This window comes from Stutzerimonas stutzeri, from assembly GCF_024448935.1.
GTDB lineage: Bacteria > Pseudomonadota > Gammaproteobacteria > Pseudomonadales > Pseudomonadaceae > Stutzerimonas > Stutzerimonas stutzeri_AO.
In genome coordinates this window covers 92,269-116,196 of the sequence record NZ_JAMOIE010000004.1, presented here as the reverse complement: position 1 = coordinate 116,196, position 23,928 = coordinate 92,269, and the positions used below count along the sequence as shown (strand labels likewise).

At 64.5% G+C, this 23,928-nt stretch carries 24 protein-coding genes; 6 read left to right on the top strand and 18 right to left on the bottom strand.

Annotated elements, in window-relative coordinates; genetic code table 11:
* Positions 1-292: 292 nt before the first annotated feature.
* The 4 genes from NA637_RS02310 to NA637_RS02295 all read right to left on the bottom strand — a co-directional run bounded on the left by NA637_RS02310 (position 293) and on the right by NA637_RS02295 (position 2,633).
* Positions 293-1,198 carry an SDR family NAD(P)-dependent oxidoreductase gene (locus NA637_RS02310; protein WP_256070821.1) on the bottom strand — a complete coding sequence of 302 codons (906 nt, stop codon included), beginning with the start codon at positions 1,196-1,198 and terminating at the stop codon, positions 293-295.
* A gap of 141 nt (positions 1,199-1,339) precedes the next feature.
* The gene (locus NA637_RS02305) at positions 1,340-1,807 is read right to left on the bottom strand and encodes a MarR family winged helix-turn-helix transcriptional regulator (protein ID WP_256070820.1); all 468 of its coding nucleotides are present in this window, start codon (positions 1,805-1,807) and stop codon (positions 1,340-1,342) included.
* Positions 1,804-2,229, bottom strand: a complete 426-nt coding sequence (locus NA637_RS02300; RefSeq protein ID WP_256070819.1) for an organic hydroperoxide resistance protein — start codon at positions 2,227-2,229, stop codon at positions 1,804-1,806. Before NA637_RS02300 ends, NA637_RS02305 begins: the two co-directional genes overlap by 4 nt.
* Before the next feature lie 185 nt (positions 2,230-2,414).
* Positions 2,415-2,633: a hypothetical protein gene (locus NA637_RS02295; RefSeq protein ID WP_256070818.1), complete on the bottom strand. Its 219-nt coding sequence runs from the start codon at positions 2,631-2,633 to the stop codon at positions 2,415-2,417.
* A 202-nt stretch (positions 2,634-2,835) separates the two neighbouring features.
* Here NA637_RS02295 and NA637_RS02290 point away from each other — a divergent pair, with 202 nt between their 5' ends.
* The gene (locus tag NA637_RS02290; protein WP_256070817.1) at positions 2,836-4,284 is read left to right on the top strand and encodes an iron-containing redox enzyme family protein; all 1,449 of its coding nucleotides are present in this window, start codon (positions 2,836-2,838) and stop codon (positions 4,282-4,284) included.
* Positions 4,285-4,308: 24 nt separating this feature from the next.
* The gene (locus NA637_RS02285) at positions 4,309-5,256 is read left to right on the top strand and encodes a methyltransferase (RefSeq protein WP_256070815.1); all 948 of its coding nucleotides are present in this window, start codon (positions 4,309-4,311) and stop codon (positions 5,254-5,256) included.
* A 142-nt stretch (positions 5,257-5,398) separates the two neighbouring features.
* Here the strand turns inward: NA637_RS02285 and NA637_RS02280 are convergent, their stop codons facing one another.
* The 4 genes from NA637_RS02280 to NA637_RS02265 form a co-directional block, all read right to left on the bottom strand.
* The gene (locus NA637_RS02280) at positions 5,399-6,331 is read right to left on the bottom strand and encodes an AEC family transporter (protein ID WP_256070813.1); all 933 of its coding nucleotides are present in this window, start codon (positions 6,329-6,331) and stop codon (positions 5,399-5,401) included.
* A gap of 293 nt (positions 6,332-6,624) precedes the next feature.
* The gene (locus NA637_RS02275) at positions 6,625-7,149 is read right to left on the bottom strand and encodes a transcriptional regulator (RefSeq protein WP_256070812.1); all 525 of its coding nucleotides are present in this window, start codon (positions 7,147-7,149) and stop codon (positions 6,625-6,627) included.
* A gap of 189 nt (positions 7,150-7,338) precedes the next feature.
* The gene (locus NA637_RS02270; protein WP_256070811.1) at positions 7,339-8,511 is read right to left on the bottom strand and encodes a zinc-dependent alcohol dehydrogenase; all 1,173 of its coding nucleotides are present in this window, start codon (positions 8,509-8,511) and stop codon (positions 7,339-7,341) included.
* A gap of 462 nt (positions 8,512-8,973) precedes the next feature.
* Positions 8,974-9,834, bottom strand: coding sequence for an SDR family NAD(P)-dependent oxidoreductase (locus tag NA637_RS02265; RefSeq protein WP_256070810.1), 861 nt, complete (start codon positions 9,832-9,834; stop codon positions 8,974-8,976).
* A 167-nt stretch (positions 9,835-10,001) separates the two neighbouring features.
* Between NA637_RS02265 and NA637_RS02260 the strand changes: the two genes are divergently transcribed.
* The 3 genes from NA637_RS02260 to NA637_RS02250 all read left to right on the top strand — a co-directional run bounded on the left by NA637_RS02260 (position 10,002) and on the right by NA637_RS02250 (position 14,534).
* On the top strand, positions 10,002-10,922 hold the full coding sequence (locus NA637_RS02260; protein ID WP_256070809.1) for a hydrogen peroxide-inducible genes activator: 921 nt from the start codon (positions 10,002-10,004) through the stop codon (positions 10,920-10,922).
* Between the two features lie 4 nt (positions 10,923-10,926).
* Positions 10,927-13,002, top strand: coding sequence for an ATP-dependent DNA helicase RecG (gene recG / locus NA637_RS02255; protein WP_256070808.1), 2,076 nt, complete (start codon positions 10,927-10,929; stop codon positions 13,000-13,002).
* 128 nt (positions 13,003-13,130) lie between these two features.
* Positions 13,131-14,534: an aminoacyl-tRNA deacylase and HDOD domain-containing protein gene (locus NA637_RS02250; protein ID WP_256070807.1), complete on the top strand. Its 1,404-nt coding sequence runs from the start codon at positions 13,131-13,133 to the stop codon at positions 14,532-14,534.
* A 69-nt stretch (positions 14,535-14,603) separates the two neighbouring features.
* On the opposite strand, the gene gspM is transcribed toward NA637_RS02250, so the two are convergent.
* The 10 genes from gspM to gspE are packed head-to-tail and all read right to left on the bottom strand — an operon-like array spanning position 14,604 to position 22,265.
* A complete protein-coding gene (gspM, locus tag NA637_RS02245; RefSeq protein ID WP_256070806.1) occupies positions 14,604-15,116 on the bottom strand; it encodes a type II secretion system protein GspM in 513 nt (170 codons plus the stop codon).
* Complete coding sequence (gspL, locus tag NA637_RS02240) at positions 15,113-16,255, bottom strand: type II secretion system protein GspL (RefSeq protein WP_256070805.1); 1,143 nt, start codon at positions 16,253-16,255, stop codon at positions 15,113-15,115. Before gspL ends, gspM begins: the two co-directional genes overlap by 4 nt.
* Before the next feature lie 3 nt (positions 16,256-16,258).
* The gene (gspK, locus tag NA637_RS02235; RefSeq protein WP_256070804.1) at positions 16,259-17,242 is read right to left on the bottom strand and encodes a type II secretion system minor pseudopilin GspK; all 984 of its coding nucleotides are present in this window, start codon (positions 17,240-17,242) and stop codon (positions 16,259-16,261) included.
* Positions 17,239-17,955 (bottom strand): type II secretion system minor pseudopilin GspJ, encoded by a 717-nt coding sequence (gene gspJ / locus NA637_RS02230; protein ID WP_256070803.1) that lies wholly within the window; start codon positions 17,953-17,955, stop codon positions 17,239-17,241. The genes gspK and gspJ overlap by 4 nt, the downstream gene beginning before the upstream one ends.
* Positions 17,952-18,359, bottom strand: a complete 408-nt coding sequence (gene gspI / locus NA637_RS02225; RefSeq protein ID WP_256070802.1) for a type II secretion system minor pseudopilin GspI — start codon at positions 18,357-18,359, stop codon at positions 17,952-17,954. Before gspI ends, gspJ begins: the two co-directional genes overlap by 4 nt.
* Positions 18,356-18,931 (bottom strand): type II secretion system minor pseudopilin GspH, encoded by a 576-nt coding sequence (gspH, locus tag NA637_RS02220; protein WP_256070800.1) that lies wholly within the window; start codon positions 18,929-18,931, stop codon positions 18,356-18,358. Before gspH ends, gspI begins: the two co-directional genes overlap by 4 nt.
* A gap of 3 nt (positions 18,932-18,934) precedes the next feature.
* Positions 18,935-19,369 (bottom strand): type II secretion system major pseudopilin GspG, encoded by a 435-nt coding sequence (gene gspG / locus NA637_RS02215; protein WP_256070799.1) that lies wholly within the window; start codon positions 19,367-19,369, stop codon positions 18,935-18,937.
* A 5-nt stretch (positions 19,370-19,374) separates the two neighbouring features.
* Positions 19,375-20,589, bottom strand: a complete 1,215-nt coding sequence (gene xcpS / locus NA637_RS02210; protein ID WP_256070798.1) for a GspF family T2SS innner membrane protein variant XcpS — start codon at positions 20,587-20,589, stop codon at positions 19,375-19,377.
* Positions 20,589-20,714: a hypothetical protein gene (locus NA637_RS02205; protein ID WP_256070797.1), complete on the bottom strand. Its 126-nt coding sequence runs from the start codon at positions 20,712-20,714 to the stop codon at positions 20,589-20,591. Before NA637_RS02205 ends, xcpS begins: the two co-directional genes overlap by 1 nt.
* A 39-nt stretch (positions 20,715-20,753) precedes the next feature.
* Entirely contained in the window at positions 20,754-22,265 is a 1,512-nt protein-coding gene (gspE, locus tag NA637_RS02200; RefSeq protein ID WP_256070796.1) for a type II secretion system ATPase GspE, read from the bottom strand.
* 533 nt (positions 22,266-22,798) lie between these two features.
* Between gspE and NA637_RS02195 the strand changes: the two genes are divergently transcribed.
* Positions 22,799-23,920 carry a Re/Si-specific NAD(P)(+) transhydrogenase subunit alpha gene (locus NA637_RS02195; RefSeq protein ID WP_256070795.1) on the top strand — a complete coding sequence of 374 codons (1,122 nt, stop codon included), beginning with the start codon at positions 22,799-22,801 and terminating at the stop codon, positions 23,918-23,920.
* Positions 23,921-23,928 lie beyond the last annotated feature (8 nt).

Sequence of the window (23,928 nt, the reverse complement as noted above, 5' to 3'; positions counted from 1 at the left end):
TGAGAAAAGGGGACAGATTTATTTATTCGGCCCTTTTTCCGTCCGCTAACTCCGTTATCTGTTTTAACCGCTGCACAAATCACCGCGAAAACCCAATGGTTCATCGCTGCCCCGTCCAGAGGTAGCCCGGACCTGGCGCGTGGAAAAGGCTCCGCCGTTTTCCACGCTACGAAACGGCGAGGCTTCGATAGGGCAGGCGGGAGCGGTGACAAGGGTGGACAACGCTTTGCTTGTCCACGCGGTCATGGCCCCGGGACGCCGCCCACCGATGCGAGGCACGCGGCGCCCCCTGTCACGCCTTGGTCCGCAGGCGGTTCACCAACAGATCGTCCCTGAGGATCTCGTCCCGGCGCGAGGTCAGTTCCTCGACATCCCAGTTCGCGCTGAGATAGCGGCCTTTGGCCCAGTCCGCCTTGCCCGAGGCCAGCCAGACGACAAAGCCGGCGGCCAGATCGGGGCTGTCGGTGAGATAGGCGTGCATTTCCTCGGGCATGTTCCGACCCAGCGCGGTGGCCACGCCGCCCGGATGGATGGCAAAGCATTTGATGCCGTCTTCGCCATGATCCAGATTGACGAATTCGCACAGGCGGTTGATCGCGTGCTTGGAGGTCTGGTAATCGGATGCCGTCGGGGCCAGCATCTGCGCACCCACCGACGACAGCAGTATCAGATGACCGCCGCTCGATCCGTCGTCGGCCCGCCTTTTCGCCGACTCGATGAGAGGGGGCATGCAGAAGCGGATCACATGATAGGCCCCTCTCACGTGCACTTCCCAGCTGTGCCACCAGCTTTCCGGATCGGATTCGCCGATCCTGGCCCAGTGGTCGAGATAGCCGGCATTCGCATCGGCCACGTCGATGCCCCCGAATTTCGCCACGCAGTCGGCAACGGCGGCTTCGACCTGGGCCGCGCTGGTGACGTCGCAGGCCGACCATCCGCATTGCGTGTTCGGGTTCGCCTGTCGGAGCATGTCTCGGGTCTCTTCGAGCGCCCGCTCTGAGCGTGCGGTCAGATAGACCGCCCGTGCGCCCGCCTCGGCGAAGGCGACAGCGGTGGCCCGGCCGATTCCCCGTGACGCCCCGGTGATGAAGATGACCTTGCCCGACGCGCTGTCTTTCAGCGCCGTGCGCGGGTCGATCGCGTCATAGCGGTCATGATGTTCGGTCAGGGGAAGGAATTGGGTCTCAAGCGATGACATTGGTGCCTCCTGTTCGGGGATCGAGGGTGATCGCCCTCGATGCCGCCTATCTGGTGTCATGGCGCCCGGCAGGGCAGACGCGTGTGCTGGATGTTGAACCTCGTCATGCAGGTGTCGTGTTGTTGAACAGCGCCGTGACCGTCAGCGGTCGAGCACGATGTGCAGCCGTTTGACCAGCGACGTGGTCAGGCCATGAAGGTCCGCGCCCGCCACGTCGTTCAGACCGATCCGGGCCGCGAGGGTTTCGGGAATCTGCCGGGCCTGCTCGCGCAACTGGCTGGCGTGCGGGGTCAATGCAATGATCACACGGCGCTCGTCCTGTCGGTCCCGACTGCGGGTGACGAGACCGCCGCGCTCCATGCGCTTGAGCAGCGGCGTGATGGTCCCGGCATCAAGATGGAGGCAATCGCGCAATTCGCCGACCGTCGCGCTTTCCCGCTCCCACAGCAGAAGCAGCACCAGGTATTGCGAATAGGTCAGCCCCAGCGGCGTCAGCAGCGGACGATACAGCCGTTGCATCAGGTTGGTCGCCGCGTAAAGGGGGAAGCAGATCTGCCGGTCGAGGCGAAGCCAGTCCCCGGCACCGCTCGCGTGCCGGGTGTCGCTCATCGCGTCCTCACGCTCAGCGCCACATCGACATTGCCGCGCGTCGCGTTGGAATACGGGCAAACTTCATGTGCCTGCGCGACCAACGCCTCCGCTGTCGGCTGGTCAACGCCGGCAAGCGTGACCTCCAGCGCGACCGTAAGCGCGAATCCGCCGTTTCCGTTGGGTTCCAGGCCGACGGTGGCCGCCACCTCGACATCGTCATCCTTGATCTTCTGTTCCTTATTGCGGGTGACGTGGATCACCGCATTGCCGAAGCAGGCGGCATAACCGGCGGCAAAGAGCTGCTCGGGATTGGTCGCGCCACCCTTGCCACCCAGGCTACCCGGCATCGCAAGCCCAAGGTCCAGAAGCCCGTCGTCGCTTTTGACCGTGCCATTGCGCCCGCCGACCGCGTTGACCGTAGTGGAATATAAAGTGCTCATGTTCTGACTCCGATAATGTTAATGGCAACCCACTATATGGCTATCCATATAATTGTGCAACAGGCACCGCCGTCCACATCGTTTCATGTCGATCTCGCTGCGGTGAGTTGGGATTTCGCAAGGGCCTTCGCCAACTATCTGTTCAGCTAGCGGAGCGGGGCCGAGGCTCTGCTCCGCAACCCTGACTAGCCCTCGGGGCGATCCTGGTCGTTGCGCTTCAACGCATCTTCATCGCTGACCGCATCGGCCATGCCCGGCGGGACGTTGTAGGCGCCGCCTGGGACGTCGTCACGATCACCGCCAGCGGCTTCGCCATTGCTGGTCCTGTCCGCCTGGTCGATGCGCTCATCGTTGCGATCGTTGATCGTTTCCAGGTTTTCCTTGCCGCGTTCGGATTGATTCATGGGACCTCCGTCTGGTTGCTCGTTCGGACACCGCTCGGCACCTCTACTCGGCATCTCTATAGGTTAGGAAGACGCGCGATCGCAGAAGTTGCATGCAAATCTGCCGAGATGGCCGGCCATTCGGCAGGCGCGCTGAACTAATCCGGTACAGCGACGGCCAAAAAATCATCTGGGGGTTTCCCCACTGCCACCGTGTGAATCTATGCAACTGACTCGAAGCCTGCCCGTCGATACCACGCCTGTGACCTGTGAGGTGGCAGCGCCTTCCAGGGCACTTTACTTCGCCCTGCTCGACGCCCCCGATGACGCAGCCGTGCGCAATCGCGCCGCTGACTACCTCAATGCACAGCTGGACGAAGCCTCAGCGCTGCCCTGCGACCTGCCGCACGACCCAGCCGGGCTCGGGGCTTGTCTGGACGCACACACGGCAAAGGTCGGCGGGCAGTATCAGGCCTACCTCGACGAACGCCGCGCCGGCGGGCCACGTCGCTACTTCACCAGCAAGGCTCATGCGCTGCATTTCCTGCGCGCTGTAGCGCCGACCAAACTGGTCGATGGCGCCTGGCTCTATGGCCTGCTGCAGCGCTGGGACGATGCGCGCTTCACGTCGCTGATCCAGACCTATCTCGAGGAGCTGGGCGAAGGTCAGCCGGAAAAGAACCACGTGGTGCTTTATCGCAAGCTGCTCGCCAGCCAGGGCTGTGACGACTGGCAGACGCTGGATGACGACAACTTCGTCCAAGGAGCCATCCAGCTGGCGCTGGCCGAGCACGCCGAGCAGTTCCTGCCGGAGGTGATCGGTTTCAACCTCGGCTACGAACAGCTCCCGCTGCACCTCTTGATCAGCGCCTACGAGCTCTCCGAGCTGGGCGTCGACCCCTATTACTTCACCTTGCACGTGACGGTCGACAACGCCGACAACGGCCATGCGAAGAAGGCCATTCAAGGCTTGCTTGCAGCCTGGCCGCAGGTGGGCGACGGCGAAGCATTCTACCGACGAGTCATGAACGGCTATCGCCTGAATGAGCTGGGGGCGAGCACGCTTTCGGTGATTGGCGGTTTCGAGCCCGAGCAGGAAGTGCTGCGCGTGCTGGAGAAAAAGGCCGGCGTCGGCCAGTTCGTGCATTCGGACTACTGCCGCTTCGATGGGCGTACCGTGAACCAATGGCTGGCCGAGCCGGAACAGATCCCGCAATTCATCGAGACGCTGCAGCGCCGCAGCTGGATCAAGCGTCACCAAGACCCACAGCACAGCCGGTTCTGGCAGCTGATTACCGGCGAACAGGCCCCGATGTTCGGCGTGTTCAGCGCCCACGAGCAGCAACTGATTCACGACTGGATCGCTGGCGACTGGCTGGCCGAGCAGGCGCCCACCCGTGGCAAGCCGCAGCCGTCGCTTGCACAACGCCAAGTGCCGTTCAGCAGCCGTCGACGGTCGTCTACCGAGCGGCCGGCAAAGCCGGCGCTGGTGCAGCAGGGCCAGCCCGTCAGCGACTTCGATCAGGAAACCTTGCTGCTCGAACAGCAACTGACACAGCTGCCCACGCGTGAAGCACGCATGCGCCACCTCCTGCCGCTGTTGGCACCGACGCGCCATCACAGCGCGGCCGGACTGCTGGCCACCCGCATCTTCACCGGATTGTTCAACTGAGGCGAACTCGCCAGGGAATCTGACATGACCACGGAAACTGCCCAGGACCGCGCGCTGCTGCACCTGGCCCAGGCATTGCGCGAGCGCGGTTATCACTTCATCACCCCCACGCCGCTGACGCACGAGCGGGTCAACGCGCGGGTGGAAAACCAGCTGGCTAGAGATCTGGAAGGTGTGTTCGGCTGGAGCCGGCCGTTCCAGCATGAACTGCTGCCGCCGGCAACTTTCAGCCTGATGGATCAAGCCGGCGTGCTTGCCCCCAGCGACTCACGCTGGCGCAGTCGGGTGCGGCTGTCGAGTCTCGACGGCCAGCTGTTCGTGCATTCGGCTTACCCCACCGATGCACCAGACGCGGTGTTCTTCGGCCCGGACACCTACCGTTTCGCCCATGCCATCCAGGCGCACCTGAACAATCATCCAGGCCATATCGGCCGCGTCGTGGATGTTGGCTGCGGCTCCGGTGCCGGCGCCGTCCTCACCGCGCTGGCGCGGCCACAGGCTGAAGTACTGGCCGTGGATATCAATCCGTCGGCGCTGCGCCTGACGCGCATCAACGCGGCCTTGGCGGGCGCTGACAACCTGGCGGCTCGACACAGCGATCTGCTAAACGGTGTCGAGGGCGAATTCGATTTGATCCTGGCCAACCCGCCCTATCTGGTCGATCCGGGCGAGCGCGCCTACCGCCACGGCGGCGGTCCGCTGGGCGCCGGGTTGTCGCTGGCGATCTTCGACAACGCGCTGGAACGTCTGGCCCCATGCGGCACACTGCTGCTCTACACCGGGGTGGCGATGGTGAGCAACCAGGACCCTTTTCTCCGCGAAGTCAGCCAGCGCCTGGAAGGACGCGGGCTGCAATGGAGCTATCGTGAAGTGGACCCGGATGTATTCGGCGAGGAATTGCTCGATGGTGCCTATATCCAGTGCGACCGCATCGCCGCGGTGGTGCTGGAAGTAACCCGGCCGTCAGCGTGATCGACGCGGCGCATTGTATGGGTTGATGGGTTGCACCCATCCTACGCGGCGCCGACTGCTGGACAGGAAGCCCGTCACCCCACTGCCCACTGCCGTCCGTAGACGGGTGAAACCCAATTCAACCCCAAGCAGACGCTGGAGGCTACACGGGCAACAGAACCAGGCATGCCGACAAGGTCAGCAGCGAGCCCAGCGTGGAATACAGCACCACGCGCGACACCCGCGAGGCCTCGCGGCCATAGAACTCGGCGAGCATATAGGGCCCGGTACCGGTGGGCAGCGCGCTCAGCAGCAGCGCCGAGTAGGCCCAGAGCGCGGGCAACTCGAACACCTGAAAAGCCAGATACCAGGTGATCAGCGGCTGCACCACCAGCTTCAGCGTGACCAGCGGCCAGACACCGCTCACCGTGCCACCCGGCTGCGGTTGCGCCAGGAACAACCCCAGCGAAACCAACGCGCAGGGCGCCGCCGCCGCGCCCAGCAACGTCAGCAGCGTCGCCACCGGCACCGGCAGCTCCAACCCGCTCGCCGCCCATAACCCACCCAGCAGGGGCGCCACCACCAGCGGATTACGCAGCAGCGCGACACTGACCTTTCGCAACGTCTGGTTGAAGCCCTGCCCGGCGTGCAATCCGGTTTCCACGCAGGCCAGGGCAATGGCGAACAGCACACAGACGACGATGATCGACGCCACCATGGCCGGCTGCAGCGCTTCGTCGCCGAGCACCAACATGCACAGCGGAATGCCGATGTAGCCAGTATTGGCATAGGACGCGCCCAGCGCATCGAGACTGGCGTCGGCCAGCGGCTGCTTTTGCAACAGTCGATAACCCAGCGTGAAGCCGAAGACACCGAGGCAGCCCACCGAGAACGCCGTGATGAAGCCTGGCTGCCAAAGCTGCTGCCAAGTGGAATTGGCGACGACGCTGAACAGCAGCGCTGGCAACCCCAGCCAGACCACGAAACGGTTCAGCTCGGAGGCGCCGGTCGGCCCCATGCGTCCGGTACGGCGACAGATGAAACCCAGCAGGATCAGCGCGAAAACCGGCAGGACGACATTGACGACGGCGGACATGGATTCTCATCGGCAGGCTCGCCGGCAGCAGGCTGGCGGCGCGGGAACGGCGGTGGCCGGAACGAGCCGGCGGCAAACCTTAGCAGAAAAATCGGCTATTCGCGGGTTGCCGCAAGCCCTGGGGACGAATCGAATCCCGGTGAAATGAGCGATTCCGAACGCAGCTCGCAGGATGGGCCCAACCCATCAACCATGCGCGCAGCCGTAGGATGGGTGCAACCCATCGACCACGCGCGAAGGGCTCCGCCGATCCTACGTTCTGACCATTCCAGCGCCGCACTTAGCACCCAACCTCAATGCAACATCGTCGACGGACTGTACCCATTCGGCTCGGCACGCCCTGCGGCAAACTCCGCCTCGATTCGACCACGCATGGCCTCAACCCCCTGCGGGAAGCCACTGCGGTCGCTGTAATCCCATTCCGTCACCAGCTGGCCTTCGCTCGCCAACCCTTTTGCACAGGAGATGTCCAGCGCAGTGATGCCGGCCACAGCGCCCGCCGCAATGGCTGCGTTGGCCTGCTCGGTGCCGTTCTCGATGCTCAAGCCCAGGCCGACAAGGTCCAGGGCATCGCCGCCGATGCGACCGTAGATCCAAGGCCTGGGATCGTCACTCAGCAACAGGCCGATACCGGCGGCCACTTCACGGGCACCGCAGGCGCGGATCAGCCCCTCGTGGTCGGGCACGCCGAGAAAGCGCGCCAGCTTGCCGGGCATGGTCAACTGCACAATGCCCAGGCCGATACTGAACCAGCCAAGGCCACGGGCCAGCGTCCGGGCGGAATGGTTGGGGCGGGTAACGCGGTGTGGAACGCTCATGAAAACCTCCTCTTTACAGCCGCTTCTCGAAACACGGCACTGGCAAGCCCTGGGAAACGTAGCCCGCGCAGGACAGGCAAGGCAGACAGCAAAGACAACGGCGCTTGTAAATCAGCGTCTGACCGGGCGGGTCGCCCGCCTGCCTTCGACGCAGCATGACCAAGCGCAGTCGTTTTCACAGGGTCTGGCTCAGGGTTTGAGAACCACCTTGATGCAACCGTCGTGCTTGTCGCGAAAGGTCTTGTACATCTCCGGCCCCTGCTCGAGGCTGACGCTGTGGGTGATGACGAAGCTGGGGTCGATCTCGCCTTCCTGGATGCGCCTGAGCAGATCGTCGGTCCAGCGGTTGACGTGGGTCTGGCCCATGCGGAAGGTCAGCCCCTTGTTCATCGCCGCGCCGAACGGGATCTTGTCGATCAGCCCGCCATAGACGCCGGGAATGGAAATGATCCCGGCCGGGCGGCAGACATAGATCATCTCGCGCAGGACATGGGGACGGTCGGTTTCCATCATCAGTGCCTGCTTGGCGCGGTCGTACATGGAGTCAATGGAACGCGCGGCATGCGCCTCCATGCCCACCGAGTCGATGCACTTTTCCGGGCCCTTGCCACGGGTCAGCTCCTTGAGTCGTTCGAGCACGCTTTCTTCATCGAAATTGATGGTAATGGCGCCGCCGGCACGCGCCATGGACAGCCGCTCGGGCACGTTGTCGATGCAGATGACCTGCTCGGCACCCATCATGATCGCGCTGCGGATGGCGAACTGGCCGACCGGACCTGCACCCCAGACGGTCACCGTGTCGGTGGGCTGGATGTCACATTGCGCCGCGGCCTGCCAGCCGGTGGGCAGGATGTCGCCGAGGAACAGCACCTGTTCGTCCGTCAGGCCATCAGGGATCACCACCGGGCCGACGTCGGCATAGGGCACACGGACGAACTCGGCCTGGCCGCCGGCATAGCCACCGGTGAGGTGGGTGTAGCCATAGAGGCCGGCGGGGGTGTGGCCGAAGACCTTGTCGGCCATGTCCTTGTTGCGGTTGGTGCGCTCGCAGACGGAGAAATTGCCGCGCCGGCACTGATCGCACTCACCGCAGACGATGGTGAAGGGCACCACCACGCGATCGCCGACCTTGAGCTTCTTGTTCGCCGAACCGACTTCCATCACCTCGCCCATGAACTCGTGGCCCAGGATGTCGCCGTGCTGCATGCCGGGCATGAAGCCATCATACAGGTGCAGGTCGGAGCCACAGATGGCACAGGACGATACCTTGATGATGGCATCACGGGGATCTTCTATCGACGGATCGGGTACGTGGTTGTCGCAGCGAATGTCGTGCTTACCGTGCCAGCGAAGGGCTCTCATTGGAAATCTCCTGCTTCGGTGTTCGAAAACGCCGCCGTGGTGGTTCTTCCTGATCTCTGCGCCGCGCTGCGGCAGCTGCTCCTGACCCGCCCGCTGCCATGCGGCAGGGTGTACGGCGTGCGTGCTATCAGATTTTTAGTGTTCGCGACCGCTGCAGAGTTGCAAGAAACGATGCCGTTGGGGCGGAATCACCGACGGGCTGTCGTGTGGACGCGGCCAGGGCTCATGAACCGCACGGCGCCCGCAGCGTCTTCTCGCAACCCAGACAAAGCTGCTCGCACCCCGCATAACCCTGCAGGGCGAATTCATTCGCCCCTGTTCCCCGCGAACTCCCCGCAAACACCGCGTGGCGAACAAGTTCGCCCCTACATTAGCGACACTGCGACAACCGCTTCGTGGCCCACGAGGCCGAGCTTGCGCCACTCGCTCCAACAACTACACCCGCGGCCGGGCCGTTGCGGCTCAACCCTTGCCCGGGCGCACAGAGGCGTAACCGTTACGATAACTCGGATACTGCGGCGTCCAGCCAAGCGCCCGCGCTCGGGCGTTGCTGCACCGTTTGCTACCAGCACGGCGGGTCATGGTCTGCTCGGCCCATTGGGTCACGCCGAGTCGCTCGCGCAACCAGTCCACCACTTCATGCAACGGCGCAGGGTCATCGTCGACGCCCAGGTAGCAATCTTCCAGAGCGCCACCGGCCAGATCGGTCTGCAGCAGGCACGCCAATAGGGAAGCGGCATCATCGCGATGGATGCGGTTGCTGTATTGCGGCGGATCGCGCTCCACCCGCAGACCCGAGCGCACCTGGTTCTGCATCCATGGCCGCACCGGATCATACAACCCCGCCATGCGCACCCGCGTCGCTGGAAAGCCGCACTCAAGCGCCAGCTGTTCGGCCTCGAGCATCACCTGCCCGGTGTAGCCGGTAGGCTCGGTGGCCGAGGTTTCATCGATCCACTCTCCGCCGTTCTGCGCGTAGACAGCAGTACTGGAAACAAAGAAAACGCGCTGCGGGCGTTGCCCCCGCTGCTCCAGCCAGCCAAACGCATTGCGCAGGCCCTCCACGTAGGACTGCCGATAACCGGGCTCGTCGTGCTGGCTGGCCGAGGCGGCATACACGAGGTAGTCCAGCTTGCCATTGGGCCAGCCACGCGGCACCTCGCTCGAGGCGAGGTCGCCACGTACCGGAAGGATCGGTACCGGCAGGCTCGCCGCCTGACGTCGCAGGCCATACACCGTCCAACCCGCGCGGCTCAGCTGCAGGCCGAGGCGAATACCGACATCGCCGCAGCCGGCGATCATTACAGAAGGTCGAGTTGCCATGGCGGTTGCTCCATAACCGATGCGGACCACCGATTCGGCCCGCCTTTTCCAAGTGTACTGCTGTCAGCAGCATTTCCGCTGATCACATAACAAGGGAACGGCTGCTGGCCAGTTGGTTCGAACACGAGCAAAGGCTATGCTAGCCCGCACTCTGATGGAACAACCCTATGACTCTGACCGAACTGCGCTATATCGTCACGCTCGCCCAGGAATCACACTTCGGCCGCGCCGCCGAACGTTGCCATGTCAGCCAGCCCACCCTCTCGGTGGGTGTGAAAAAGCTCGAGGACGAACTCGGCGTGCTGATCTTCGAGCGGACCAAGAGCGCGGTACGGCTGACACCGGTCGGTGAAGGCATCGTCACCCAGGCACAAAAAGTACTGGAACAGGCACAGAGCATTCGCGAGCTGGCCCAGGTCGGCAAGAATCAGCTGACCGCCCCGCTCAAGGTGGGCGCCATCTATACGGTCGGCCCCTACCTGTTTCCGCACTTGATCCCGCAGCTGCATCGCGTGGCGCCGGGCATGTCGCTGTACATCGAAGAGAATTTCACCCACATCCTGCGCGACAAGCTGCGCACCGGCGAGCTGGACGCCATCATTATCGCGCTGCCTTTCCAGGAAGCCGACGTGCTGACCCTGCCGCTGTATGACGAGCCGTTCTATGTGCTGATGCCGGCCGGGCATCCATGGGCGAAGCGGGAAACCATCGACAGCGAGATGCTCAATGACAAGAGCCTGCTGCTCCTGGGTGAGGGTCATTGCTTCCGCGATCAGGTGCTCGAAGCCTGCCCGACCACCCGCAAGGGCGAGGCCCCAAGCCACACCACGGTGGAATCGTCTTCACTGGAAACCATCCGCCACATGGTCGCTTCCGGCCTTGGCGTGTCGATCCTGCCGCTGTCGGCGGTCGACAGCCATCACTACTCGGCCGGTGTGCTGGACATCCGGCCGCTGACGGCACCCGTGCCGTTCCGCACCGTGGCCATCGCCTGGCGTGCCAGCTTCCCACGGCCGAAGGCCATCGAAGTGCTGGCCGACTCCATCCGCCTGTGCTCGGTGGCAAAACCGCCCGCCGACAAAGCCTGACGTCATGAGCGAGCTGGCGGCGGTCCCGGTGACGGCGTTGAAGGGCGTCGGCGCGGCGCTGGCGGCAAAGCTCGCCAAGGTCGGCCTGGAAACCCTGCAGGACCTGCTGTTCCACCTGCCACTGCGCTACCAGGACCGTACCCGCATCGTGCCAATCGGCGCCCTGCGGCCGGGCCAGGATGCGGTCATCGAAGGCACCGTCACCGGCGCCGAGGTGGTGATGGGCCGGCGCCGCAGTCTGCTGGTGCGCCTGCATGACGGCAGCGGTAGCCTCAGCCTGCGCTTCTACCACTTCAGCCAGGCGCAGAAGGAAGCCCTCAAGCGTGGCACCCAGGTACGCTGCTACGGCGAAGCGCGACCGGGCGCCTCGGGACTGGAGATCTACCATCCCGAATACCGCGCGCTCAACGACAACGAAGCGGTGGCCGTCGAGCAGACACTGACGCCGATCTATCCGACCACCGAAGGCCTGACCCAGCAGCGCCTGCGCCAACTGACCGCGCAAGCCCTGGCACGACTCGGCCCGCACAGCCTGCCCGACTGGTTGCCCGACGAGCTGACCCGCGACTACCGATTGGTCAAGCTGGACGAAGCGATCCGCTACCTGCACCGCCCGCCGCCGGATGCCGATCTGGAAGAACTCGCCGAGGGCCGCCACTGGGCCCAGCACCGCCTGGCCTTCGAGGAACTGCTGACCCACCAGCTTTCGATGCAACGCCTGCGCGAAAGCAGCCGCGCCCAGCACGCACCGCCCTTGCCGGCTGCCCGCGACCTGCCGCAGCGTTACCTGCAGAATCTGGGTTTCCAGCCCACCGGCGCTCAGCAGCGAGTCGGCGCCGAGATCGCCTACGACCTCGCCCAGAACGAGCCGATGCTGCGCCTGGTGCAGGGCGACGTCGGTGCCGGCAAGACGGTGGTCGCCGCGCTCGCCGCCCTGCAGGCACTGGAAGCCGGCTATCAGGTGGCGCTGATGGCGCCGACCGAGATCCTCGCCGAGCAGCACTTCACCACCTTCTGCAATTGGCTGGAGCCGCTGGGCATCGAGGTCGTCTGGCTGGCCGGCAAGCTCAAGGGCAAGGCGCGAGCCACCGCACTGGAACGCATCGCCTCAGGCTGCCCGATGGTGGTCGGCACCCACGCACTGTTTCAGGATGAAGTTCGCTTCAGCAGGCTCGCCCTGGTGATCATCGACGAGCAACACCGCTTCGGCGTGCAGCAGCGCCTGGCGCTGCGGCGCAAGGGCGTCGAGGGACGGCTCTGCCCCCATCAGCTGATCATGACCGCCACGCCGATCCCGCGGACCCTGGCGATGAGCGCCTACGCCGACCTGGACACCTCGATCCTCGACGAGCTGCCGCCCGGCCGCACCCCGGTCAATACGGTACTGGTGGCCGACAGCCGCCGCCTGGAGGTCATCGAGCGGGTGCGCTCGGCCTGTAACCAAGGCCGTCAGGCCTACTGGGTCTGCACCCTGATCGAGGAGTCCGAGGAGCTGACCTGCCAGGCGGCGGAAACCACCTTCGCAGACCTCTCCGCCGCGCTTGGCGGGCTCAACGTCGGGCTCATCCACGGCCGCATGAAGCCCGCTGAAAAAGCCGCGGTGATGGCCCAGTTCAAGGAAGGCCGGCTGCAACTGCTGGTGGCGACTACCGTGATCGAAGTGGGGGTCGATGTGCCAAACGCCAGCCTGATGATCATCGAAAACCCTGAACGCCTCGGCCTGGCCCAGTTGCACCAGCTGCGCGGGCGGGTCGGTCGCGGCAGTGCCGCCAGCCATTGCGTGCTGCTCTATCACCCGCCCCTCTCGCAGATTGGCCGTGAGCGGCTGGGGATCATGCGCGCAACCTGCGATGGCTTCATCATCGCGGAAAAGGATCTGGAACTGCGCGGCCCGGGCGAAATGCTCGGCACCCGGCAGACCGGCCTGCTGCAGTTCAAGGTCGCCGATCTGATGCGCGATGCCGATCTGCTGCCTGCCGTACGCGATGCAGCGCACGCGCTCCTGGAACGCTGGCCGCAGCACGTAAGCCCCTTGCTAGAGCGCTGGCTGCGCCACGGCCAGCAATACGGGCAGGTTTGACGCTCGTCGGTAGACCCTAACCGCATTAGGGTCTGTTCCCGTTTCGTGCGCGGCTTGCGACGAAACGGGAACAGACCCTCAAACCCTGAGGCTATACTGCGCCGATCGGGAATAAAGACGGACTTTCAATGAATTCGGCTGCTGAAACCAAAAACAACATTGCGCTCCCACCCATGATCGCTCAACTGCTGGACAAGCTGGCGCTGCCTTACCGCGCCTGCGAGGACCGACCGGACCTTGATCCGGCCCGGCGCGTGCAGGCCATTCTGGTCGACGATGCCATCGGCGCGCTGCTGGTGCTCTATCCCAGCGACCATTTGCTCGACCTGCCACGTCTGGCTGAACTGACCGGGCGCCAGTTGGTGGCGGTTAAACCCGAGCGGCTGACTCGAATGTTGTCCAAGCATGACCTGAAGGTTCTGCCCGGCCTGCCGCCGCTGACCACCTCGCCCTGCCTGTACGAGGACAGGCTGTTGCAACAGCCGCTGCTGTTCGTCGACAGCGGGCAGCCCGGCCTGCTGCTGGAAATGGCCAGCCCGGATTTCAAGCAGCTGCTCAGCACAGCCAGCGCCGGTCAGTTCGCCGTTCCGTTAAGCACCATCCAGCCGAACCTCGACCGTCCCGAAGAGGACCGCGCGGACATTACCAAGGCGGTGCAAAGCTTCACCGCCCGGCGCATTCAGAAGCGGCTGGAGGAAACCATCGAGATTCCGCCGCTGGCGCAGACGGCGCAGAAAATCATCAAGCTACGTGTCGACCCTGACGCCACGGTGGACGATATCACCGGCGTGGTCGAAACCGACCCGGCGCTGGCGGCACAAGTGGTCAGCTGGGCCGCTTCGCCCTATTACGCCGCGCCCGGCAAGATCCGCTCGGTGGAAGATGCCATCGTGCGGGTGCTCGGTTTCGACCTGGTGATCAACCTGGCGCTGGGCCTGGCGCTGGGCAAGAGCCTGAGCCTGCCCAAGGATCAGCCGCAGCAGGCCACGCCATACTGGCAGCAGTCGATCTATACCGCGGCGGTGATCGAGGGGCTGAACCGCGCCATGCCGCGAATCCAGCGGCCCGAGGCGGGCATCAGCTATCTCGCCGGATTACTGCACAACTTCGGCTATCTGGTGCTCGCGCATGTCTTTCCACCGCATTTTTCGCTGATCTGTCGACACCTGGAGGTCAACCCGCATCTGAGTCACGGCGTGATCGAACAGCACCTGCTGGGCATTACCCGTGAGCAGATCGGTGCCTGGCTGGTGCGCTACTGGGGCATGCCCGACGAGCTGTCGACGGCACTGCGCTTCCAGCATGACCCGCACTATCAGGGCGAGCATGCCGGGCACGCCAACCTGGTCTGCCTGGCGGTCCGCCTGCTGCGTAACCGCGGCATCGGCTCCGGCCCCCGTAGCGAGATCCCGCAGGGCCTCTTCGATCGCCTCGGACTGAGCCGTGAGAAGGCCAACGAGGCGTTGAACAAGGTGCTCGAGGCCGAAGCCGCGCTACGCGCCCTGGCGATGCAGGTTCAGCGGGCGCCGTGAGCCTCGGCCAGCAGCGCCTGCGCGGCGCTGCCGGCAACCGAGCCCTGCCCGCGTCCGGTGTGCAACGGTCTAGCCCTGCGCACGGAAACTTACGCGTGCATCGACCAGACCCTCTCCGACCTGACTGATGCTCACCTCGGCGAGGCTTGCACCCGCGGCCTGGAGGTCGTCGAACCAGCGCAGCAGCGTTCCATAGGATGCACCGGGGAGCGTTACCTGCAGGCTGCCGTCATTGCCGAAATCGAAGCTCTCGATGATCAGTCCGCTCTGCTGCGCACGCTGCGTTACCAGCCCCTGCAACTGATCCGGTGCCAGCGAAACCGGGTTGCTGCGTGACAGCTGTCGTGCCAACTCGGTGTTCTGCTCGAGATAGGCATGCAGCTCACGCGCCTGCTGGAAATGCGCTTGCGCGTCCCGCACGCGCTGCTGCGCCGGCGCCCAGAGCAGAAGGTAGAACAGCAGCACCAGCAAAAAGCCACCGAGCAAGGTAAGCGCCAGGCGTTCGCGGGGTTGCAGCCGTTGCCAGCGCAGCCACAGGGGCGACTCGGCCAGGCGCACGCGCAACTGCTGGCTCAAATTCATCCTCGGCCTCCGATCACCACACGCGCGCTGACGGCATCGCCGTCACGACTGGCCGAGCCCAACTGGACGCTCTCCCCGGTTTGCCCGAGTCGCTGTCGCAGCTGCTCGAGCGCAGCGAAATCGCTGGCGCGCACCTGCAGGGCGAGATCACCTCGGGCCTGGTTGAAATCAAGCTGCCCGACCGACACCGGAATGCCCTCGGCCAATGCCAGCGCCACTTCATTCAACAAGCGCATGAACTCTGCCGAAGCACCGGCGTTCTGGCTGATATGGTCGTCGAACTGAGCGCGCAGATTGACGATGCGTCGGTCTTCGGGAAACAGCTCGGTGTAGAGCGCCCGACTTGCCTCTGCATAGTGCTCGGCCTGGTTTTCCAGCGTCCAGGCCTGGACCAGGTTGAATACCAGTTGCACCGCCAACACCAGCGCCAGCACGCTCATGACCGGCTTCCATTGACCCAGCCCGCTACCCGCGGCGTGAATGGCGAAATCGCCCTGCGCCAGATTGAGCGCAGCCGCGCGACCCGAGGCCAGGAAACGATAGGGATCGTCCAGCTGCCGGTAGTCGTCCAGCGGCGAGGGTGCTGCTTCCAGCGTGCCATGTCCGTGATGCGGCACAGGGCACTGCCCAGCCAGGTGCGGCCACTGCGCACTGTCGAAGGCCAGCCGCGCTTCCGGCTTGCCCCCGAGCAGCGCGCGACCGTCGATGAACAGCAGCTGTGTACCGTCGCGCGGCAGCAAGTCGGCATCGACATGAATCGCGACGATGGTCAGGCCGAGCGCCTGGAGATCCTCCAGCCAGTCGGCCAGCAGCTGCCGGCGAATGGCGATGACCCGACGCCGCCCGTCTTCCAGCGCATCGCCATGGGTCAGGTGCAGGTCATCGACGTTTTCGGCGAGCAGGTCTTCCACGGCATAGGCCAGTGCCTGATTGACCCAGCGCGCCTTGCGGGTCGGCAGGTTGACCGCGAACGCGCTGCAGACTTCAGCCGGCAGCACCAGGGTCACGGCCGCCGCTGCCCGCTCGGTGACGTTCGCCAATGGCATCCAGCCATCATCACCTTCACCCGGCAGCCAGTAGACCCGGGTATCGCTGTCGATCCGGGAACCGCAGTCAGCGGGCAGAAACAGGCAGTCCATCGGCTATCGATCTCCGTCATGGGTTGCTCGGGGCAGCCGTGGCGGCTGTCCCAGGTTGCGCTGCAGCACGCGAACATCGCCGTCGTCCTCACGCCGCAGCTGACTCACCAGTGCCAGGCGGCGGTCCGCCAGGCGCACCTCGCTGATGGCCTGGAAGAATTGACTGGTCACCGCGATGTTGGTGCGTTGAAGTTGGACACCGCTGAGCGCTGGTTGCGCCATGAAACTGGCCGTGTCACGGAACGGGGCGGATTGTCGTGCCTTCACCAGCGCTTCGGCAGCGCTGGGGCTGAGGCTGTCGGCAAGGCTCGACAGCACCATGGCACTGGCCGTGTTGACGTTCAGCGGTGTATCCGCTGGCAGCACACTGACATAGGGCGCCAGACGCTGAAAGTCTTCATCGCGCATACCGAGCAGCAGGCGCAGTTCGGAGAGGTCCTCCAGCCGTCTGCCCGCGGTGCGATACGGCGGATCAAGCAGCAGGTAGGCGTTGTCCTCCGCGCCCAGTTCGCCGCCGGGTTGCTGATCGCTGTCGATCCAGTCCACCAGCCGCTCGGCATAAGGCTCGGTGATCTGCAGGCGCAGCAGCAGCCGGCGAAACTGAGCGAGCGCTGCCGCGTTGGGCTGTTGTTCCTGCACCAGGCTGTTGAGATTGAAACGCCCGGCCAGGTCCTCGATTCGTACCTGGACCTGCCCCTGACCCTCGTCGAGATCGTACGCCGGTTGCGGCAGCGCCCAGGGTTCGAGCAGATGATCCACCGCCGGTTGTCCTGTGCCCTGGCCGGAAAGCTGCAGATCACGGCGCAGCATGCTTTGCGCCAGCGCCTCCCCACCCAGCGCGTAGTGCCAGGCCTGGCGCGCCTGCAGCTGGTTGCCGGTACCTCGGATCGACAGCTGCTGACGCGCAATCATCCCGGCGCAAATCACCGTAACGATGGCGACCACCAGCAGCACGGTGATGAGCGCGACGCCGCGCTGGGCCTTCATTGCATCTCTCCCACGCCGCCGGGCTCCGGTACGCCCTGGGAGTCGGGCTGGATGAATTGCGCAGCCGGCGTCGGGCCATCCGGCAACCGCAGCAGGCGGGTGATGGTGCCGTAACGCTGATGGTCAATGGAGACCTCCACGGCGAGCGGCAGCCGCCGCGCTTGTTCAGCCGGGTCACCGCGACCGAATTCGAACGGCGGCCATTCCTCGTGCCAGGTGTTCTCCGCATTCAGATAGCGCAGCCGCAGCGCCAACACATTGTCGAGCACAGGCTGCACCCGTGGCTCGCTGTCCACGTCGCGATCGAGCACCACCCAATAGACCCGCTCCAGCGTGTCGCCAACCAGCCGCCAGCGCACCCGTTGCAGGTTGGCCCGGCGCATACCGGTGGGGTTTCGCCAGCCGCTGCGGGTCAGCTCCAGCGACACGCCGTCCGCGGCACCGGCCATCTGGCCGATAAACGCGTTCTGCTCATCCCCATAGCCATCGCGCACGGGTCGTGGCATGGCCTGGATGAGGTCGCGTTCCAGACTCCACATCGCGCGTCCGAGTTCGCGCAGCTGCACTTCCTGCGCCCGCACCACCTCATCACTGCGCATCACCGCTTCGAGCATGCGGTAGGTGGCCAGGCCCAACAGCGCGAACAGGGCGATGGCGATCAGCAGCTCAAGCAGCGTGAAGCCTGCGGCGGTGCGAGCTGTGCGGATCGTCATGGATCAACGCCAACGAAACCGGTGAGGCTGGTCACCGCGCGCTCTTCGATAGAGCCGGCCCCGACACCCCGCCGCTGTTCGGCGGCCGCGACCCAGACGCGAATGCGCAGCAAACCGGGCGTGCCGCTGGTTTCCACTTCGCTCAGGGTCTGCCACTGGCGCCCAGCGAATTCCAGGCGGGTATCTTCGCGGCCAACGCTCGGGGCCGGTTGTTGCAGCTGCAGCTCGGTGAGGCGGTTGTCGGCGATCCAGCCGGCCAGCGTCAACGCTTCCAGCCGCCCGGCATTGCTCACGCTGCGCGCGGCCGCGGTCAATACCACCGCCGCGACGATGGCGAAGATCGCCAGCGCCACCAGCACTTCAAGCAGGGTGAAGCCGCGCGAGCGCGCCGGACGATGACTCATCGACGGGTCTCCACGGGTTCGGCACGCGGCATGCGAAAGCCATCGCTGGAGACCGTCCAGCGGCTCCCTCCAGGTCGCTGATCGGACAGGGTCAGGGTGAACGGAGACAGCTCACCGCTGGAAAGGATCAGCAGCTGCGGCTGCACGCGAGGGGCTCGCCGACGCGCTCGATCCTCGTCGCTGGACAGCCCGGCCGGGTCATCCTCGCGCTTGACCGGCGCCAGCAACTTCAGGGGTGAGCCATCGAGCTCCAGCTCCAGGCGCATCCATTCGGGTGCCTGGTGCGCCTCGCGATCAGCAACATCGCGCCAGCGCGCATCGGCTTCGTCGTAGCGCATCAGCCGGTAACCGTCCCGGTCGAACCGCAGGCCGTATTCGCGGCTATCGAGTACGGCTTCGTCGGCCATCAGGCTGATCAGGGTGGCCACGCGCTGCGCTTCATCACGGATTTCACGCGATGAGCTGGTATTACCGGTCGACAGCACCGCCAGGCCCACCAGGCCGCCAAGGATGACGATCACCACCAGCAGCTCGATCAGCGTGAAGCCACCGTCCCGGCGCGCCTGGGGCATCGATCAGAGGTCCCAGTTACCGATGTCCGCGTTCAGCTCGGAGCCGCCCTGCTTACCGTCGGCACCATAGGAATACAGGTCGTACGCGCCTTGGGTGCCGGGCGACAGGTACTGATATTCGTTGCCCCATGGATCCTTCGGCACACGCTTGAGGTAGCCGTCGCGGTTCCAGTTCTTCGGCTGCGGATTGCCGCCCGGCTTCTCCACCAGCGCATCCAGCCCCTGCTGCGTGCTGGGGTAGGCATAGTTATCCAGCTTGTACATGTCGAGGGCGGCGCCGATGGCCTTGATATCGCCCTTGGCCACGGTGACCTTGGCCTGATCCGGGCGGTTCATCACCTGCGGCACCACCAGCGCGGCGAGAATCCCCAGGATCACCACCACCACCATGATTTCGATCAGGGTGAAGCCACCCTGTTTGCGTTCGTTCAACGTCATTCTCACTAGCCCACCAGTTGATTGAGAGAAAGGATCGGCAGCAGGATCGCCAACACGATTACCAATACCACAGCCCCCATGAACACCAGCATGAAGGGCTCGAAAAGTCCCACCATCAGCGATATTTGCGCAGCCAGATCGTTCTCCTGATTGCGCGCGGTGCGCGCCAGCATCTGATCCAGCTCACCGGATTTCTCACCGCTGGCAATCATGTGCAGCATCATCGGTGGAAACTCGCCGGTGGCATCCAGCGCGCGGGTCAGGCTACCGCCCTCACGCACGCGCTGCGCCGCCTCGATGACCTTGTCACGGATACGCAGGTTGGCGATCACCGCCGCCGCAATGCCCAGCGCATCCACCAGCGGCACACCGCTACGGGTGAGAATCGCCAGGGTCGAGGCGAAACGCGCGGTGTTGGTCGCCCGCGCCAGCCGACCCACCAGTGGGATGCGCAGGATGAAGGCATGCCAGCGGCGCTTTATCTTTTCATCACGCAGCGCCTGCCGCATCGCCAGGGCGGCGGCGACAATGCCAATGAGCATCAGCCAACCCCAGCTTTGCACCACTTCGCTTACCGCGATCAGCCCTGTGGTCAGGGCCGGCAGCGCCTGCCCGGTATTGACGAACACCTTCACCACATCCGGCACCACATAGCCCAGCAGCAACACCACGATAGCCAGCGAAGCCACCAGCAGGATCACCGGATACAGCAGCGCCAGTTGAATCTTCTGCCGCGACTGCTGGCGCTGATCGGTGTAATCAGCCAGCTGATCGAGCACCAACCCGAGGTGACCGGCATGCTCGCCGGCCGCAACGGTGGCGCGGTACAACTCGGGAAATGCCGACGGGTATTCACGCAGCGATCCCGCCAGGCTATGGCCTTCCATCACCCGTGCCCGCACGGCCAGCAGCATCGACTTGATCTTCTGTGACGACGACTGCGCCGCTGCGGCACGCAGCGCTTCCTCGATGGGCAACGCGGCCTGCACCAGGGTCGCCAGTTGCCGGGTCACCAGCGCCAGGTCGCGCGCCGACAGACCACGGCCAAACGCGAAACCTCCGCCACTGATGTCTTCCTTGGCCTTGGCCTGTTTGACCTCCAACGGCGACCATTGCTTCTCGCGCAACAGCTGCCGCGCCTGGCGTGCGCTGTCCGCCTCGATCAGGCCCTTCTGCTCGCGGCCACGCGGATCGAGGGCGATGTATTCGAACGCCGCCATCAGCGCTCAACCATGGCGATCAGGTGCCCTAGCGCGGGGCAATGGACGCGAAACCGCTGGAGGGCAGTCGCCTGCCCAACGTCGGCGGCGGTATGGGCGGTATGAATGTATTCAGGGCTGGTCATGGCCGGGTAGCGATCCTTCTGCCAGTACTGCTCATGCGCTTATTCCTCGCGTGTCACGCGCAACACTTCTTCGATGGTGGTCACACCTTCTCGCACCTTGCGCAGGCCGTCGTCACGAATGCTCGGGCCCAGGCGGCGGGCATGGCGAACCATGTCCTGCTCGGCCGCACGGGTGTGGATCATGCTGCGCAGGGTGTCATCGAACATCACCAGCTCGTAGATCCCGGTCCGCCCGCGATAGCCTAGCTGCTGGCACACCTCACAGCCTTCGGCGTGGTACAGCGTCGGGGCCTCGCTGAGGTCGAGGCCGAACAGCGCGCACTCAGCTTCATCAGCCACATAGGCGCGTTTGCAGTCATTACACAGCACGCGGACGAGGCGCTGGGCCAGCACGCCGAGCAGCGACGAGGAGATCAGGAAGGGCTCGACGCCCATGTCCACCAGGCGGGTCACGGCGCCGATGGCGCTGTTGGTGTGCAGTGTCGAGAGCACCAGGTGACCGGTCAGAGACGCTTGCACCGCCATGTCGGCGGTTTCCTGGTCGCGGATCTCGCCAACCATCACCACGTCAGGGTCCTGACGCAGGATGGCGCGCAAGCCGCGGGCAAAGGTCATGTCGACCTTGGTGTTGACCTGGGTCTGGCCGATGCCCTCGAGGTTGTATTCGATCGGGTCCTCAACGGTGAGAATGTTGCGCGTGCGGTCGTTGAGCGTAACCAGGCTGGCGTAAAGGGTTGTAGTCTTACCCGAGCCGGTGGGGCCAGTGACGAGGATGATCCCGTGCGGCTTTTGCACCGCCTGCTCCATAATCTTGCGATCCCGGTCGCTCATGCCCAGATGGCGCAGCGTCAGGCGACCGGCCTGTTTGTCCAGCAGACGCAGCACAACGCGTTCGCCGTTGGCCGAAGGCAGCGTCGACACCCGGATATCGACCTCCCGCCCGCCGACCCGCAGGGAAATCCGACCGTCCTGCGGGATGCGCTTTTCAGCGATGTCCAGCCGCGCCATGACCTTGATCCGCGATACCAGCAATGCCGCCAGCTCGCGCTTGGGCTGCACCACTTCACGCAGAATGCCATCGATGCGAAAACGGATGACCAGGCGCTTCTCGAAGGTTTCGACGTGGATATCCGAGGCGTTTTCCTTGATCGCCTCGCCGAGGATGGCGTTGATCAGGCGGATGATCGGCGCGTCGTCTTCCTGCTCCAGCAGGTCTTCGGTTTCCTGGATCTGGTCGGCCAGGCTATGCAGATCCATGTCGTCGCCGAGGCCTTCAACCATCTGCATGGCAGCCGAAGAGTCATGCTGGTAGGCCGCGCTCAAGGCCTGCTCGAATTCGTCCTGCGCCAGCCACTGCATCGCCAACGGCCCGCCGGCGACCCGCTGTGCTTCCTGCAAGGCGGTCAGCGGCGCGCCTTCACGCATGCACAAACGCAGGCCTTCCGGGCGTTCCTGCAGGAGCACCCCATGGCGACGGGCAAAGGCGAAGGGCAAGCGTCGAGGCAGCGGCTCGTCCAGCAAGGTTATTTCGTTCAAATCCAGTTCGGCCATGCCCGGTATGTTCTCGCAGTGGGTGCGATTGATGTTGGCCGGCGGTCCGATTACGCACGACCAACAGCCATGGACTACAAGGAATGCATGACATTGCAAACCTTTCAGACTTTTTCTGCTACACCGCAACAGCGGTGCAAAACCGACACCAAGGTCGAATATAGACAAGGCCGCAGACGAATACCGCGTCTATGGGCCGTCATTCATGATTGCGCCGCGCATAACCGGGTACGGAACCTTAGACGAAGGTCGAACCCAATACCGACGCAGCCTGCAGCGATACAAAGCAACCTGATGGTCACGTCGTGAACGAATCGCCATTGCTGCGTTCCGATTAAAACAGTTGTTTGATTTCCGCAGCCCTTGCAGAATGCCGCGCCGCAGCAGGCTCAAACCAACTAGTGCAGGGCCCGTTAGCCGATCCACACCCAGTCACCATCCGCAGTGGCCGGGCGAAAAGCAACACCAGTGGTGCGATTGCCGGGGTGGCCCGGGCAGCCCGCTGGTTACGATCAAGCAGGAGAACAAGAACAATGCACATTGGTGTTCCTCTCGAAACCAGGCCCGGTGAAACGCGCGTTGCCGCGACTCCGGAAACCGTCAAGAAGCTGATCGGCCAAGGGCATCAGGTCACCGTGCAACGTGGCGCAGGCGTACAGGCCAGCGTCCCTGACAGCGCCTACGAGGCTGCTGGCGCGACCATCGGCGATGCCGCAGCGGCGTTCGCAGCAGAGATCCTGCTGAAGGTGAACGCACCGAATGAAACCGAACTGGCGCAGATGCAGCCAGGCACGGTGTTGATCGGCATGCTCAACCCCTTCGACAACGACAACATCGCACGCATGGCCGAACGCGGCATCACCGCCTTCGCCCTGGAGGCGGCGCCGCGTACCTCGCGCGCGCAGAGCCTCGACGTGCTGTCCTCGCAGGCCAACATCGCCGGCTACAAGGCCGTGATGCTCGCCGCCAACCAGTACCCGCGCTTCATGCCGATGCTGATGACCGCTGCCGGCACGGTGAAAGCCGCGCGGGTGCTGATCCTCGGTGCCGGCGTCGCCGGTCTGCAGGCCATCGCCACGGCCAAACGCCTGGGTGCGGTGATCGAAGCCTCGGACGTGCGTCCGGCGGTGAAGGAGCAGATCGAATCGCTCGGCGCCAAGTTCGTCGACGTGCCGTTCGAGACCGATGAAGAACGCGAATGCGCCGAGGGCGTCGGCGGTTACGCCCGGCCGATGCCCGCTTCCTGGATGACGCGTCAGGCACAAGCCGTGCACGAACGCGCCAAGCAGGCCGACATCATCATCACCACCGCATTGATCCCGGGCCGCAAGGCGCCGACGCTGTTGCAGGAAGAAACCGTGCAGCAGATGAAGCCCGGCTCGGTGGTGATCGATCTGGCCGCCTCACAAGGCGGCAACTGCCCACTGACCGAAGCCGAACAGGTAGTGGTCAAGCACGGCGTGACCCTGGTTGGCTACACCAACCTGGCGACGCTCGTGCCAGCGGATGCCTCGGCGCTATACGCCCGCAACCTGCTGGACTTCCTCAAGCTGGTGATCGATGGCGATGCCCGATTCCAGCTCAATCTCGAAGACGACATCGTCGCTGCGTGCCTGATGTGCCGCGACGGCCAGGTCGTGCGCACCAACGGTTAAGGGAGCCT

Bases quoted from the DNA above. Each gene is read 5' to 3' on its own strand.
- gspE (WP_256070796.1), bottom strand. From the start codon at position 22,265: ATGGCCGAACTGGATTTGAACGAAATAACCTTGCTGGACGAGCCGCTG.
- NA637_RS02310 (WP_256070821.1), bottom strand. From the start codon at position 1,198: ATGTCATCGCTTGAGACCCAATTCCTTCCCCTGACCGAACATCATGAC.
- NA637_RS02260 (WP_256070809.1), top strand. From the start codon at position 10,002: ATGACTCTGACCGAACTGCGCTATATCGTCACGCTCGCCCAGGAATCA.
- NA637_RS02265 (WP_256070810.1), bottom strand. From the start codon at position 9,834: ATGGCAACTCGACCTTCTGTAATGATCGCCGGCTGCGGCGATGTCGGT.
- xcpS (WP_256070798.1), bottom strand. From the start codon at position 20,589: ATGGCGGCGTTCGAATACATCGCCCTCGATCCGCGTGGCCGCGAGCAG.
- NA637_RS02195 (WP_256070795.1), top strand. From the start codon at position 22,799: ATGCACATTGGTGTTCCTCTCGAAACCAGGCCCGGTGAAACGCGCGTT.
- recG (WP_256070808.1), top strand. From the start codon at position 10,927: ATGAGCGAGCTGGCGGCGGTCCCGGTGACGGCGTTGAAGGGCGTCGGC.
- gspK (WP_256070804.1), bottom strand. From the start codon at position 17,242: ATGAAGGCCCAGCGCGGCGTCGCGCTCATCACCGTGCTGCTGGTGGTC.
- NA637_RS02205 (WP_256070797.1), bottom strand. From the start codon at position 20,714: ATGACCAGCCCTGAATACATTCATACCGCCCATACCGCCGCCGACGTT.
- NA637_RS02300 (WP_256070819.1), bottom strand. From the start codon at position 2,229: ATGAGCACTTTATATTCCACTACGGTCAACGCGGTCGGCGGGCGCAAT.
- NA637_RS02270 (WP_256070811.1), bottom strand. From the start codon at position 8,511: ATGAGAGCCCTTCGCTGGCACGGTAAGCACGACATTCGCTGCGACAAC.
- NA637_RS02305 (WP_256070820.1), bottom strand. From the start codon at position 1,807: ATGAGCGACACCCGGCACGCGAGCGGTGCCGGGGACTGGCTTCGCCTC.
- NA637_RS02290 (WP_256070817.1), top strand. From the start codon at position 2,836: ATGCAACTGACTCGAAGCCTGCCCGTCGATACCACGCCTGTGACCTGT.
- gspH (WP_256070800.1), bottom strand. From the start codon at position 18,931: ATGCCCCAGGCGCGCCGGGACGGTGGCTTCACGCTGATCGAGCTGCTG.
- NA637_RS02285 (WP_256070815.1), top strand. From the start codon at position 4,309: ATGACCACGGAAACTGCCCAGGACCGCGCGCTGCTGCACCTGGCCCAG.
- NA637_RS02275 (WP_256070812.1), bottom strand. From the start codon at position 7,149: ATGAGCGTTCCACACCGCGTTACCCGCCCCAACCATTCCGCCCGGACG.
- NA637_RS02280 (WP_256070813.1), bottom strand. From the start codon at position 6,331: ATGTCCGCCGTCGTCAATGTCGTCCTGCCGGTTTTCGCGCTGATCCTG.
- gspJ (WP_256070803.1), bottom strand. From the start codon at position 17,955: ATGACGATCCGCACAGCTCGCACCGCCGCAGGCTTCACGCTGCTTGAG.
- gspL (WP_256070805.1), bottom strand. From the start codon at position 16,255: ATGGACTGCCTGTTTCTGCCCGCTGACTGCGGTTCCCGGATCGACAGC.
- NA637_RS02295 (WP_256070818.1), bottom strand. From the start codon at position 2,633: ATGAATCAATCCGAACGCGGCAAGGAAAACCTGGAAACGATCAACGAT.
- NA637_RS02250 (WP_256070807.1), top strand. From the start codon at position 13,131: ATGAATTCGGCTGCTGAAACCAAAAACAACATTGCGCTCCCACCCATG.
- gspM (WP_256070806.1), bottom strand. From the start codon at position 15,116: ATGAATTTGAGCCAGCAGTTGCGCGTGCGCCTGGCCGAGTCGCCCCTG.
- gspG (WP_256070799.1), bottom strand. From the start codon at position 19,369: ATGACGTTGAACGAACGCAAACAGGGTGGCTTCACCCTGATCGAAATC.
- gspI (WP_256070802.1), bottom strand. From the start codon at position 18,359: ATGAGTCATCGTCCGGCGCGCTCGCGCGGCTTCACCCTGCTTGAAGTG.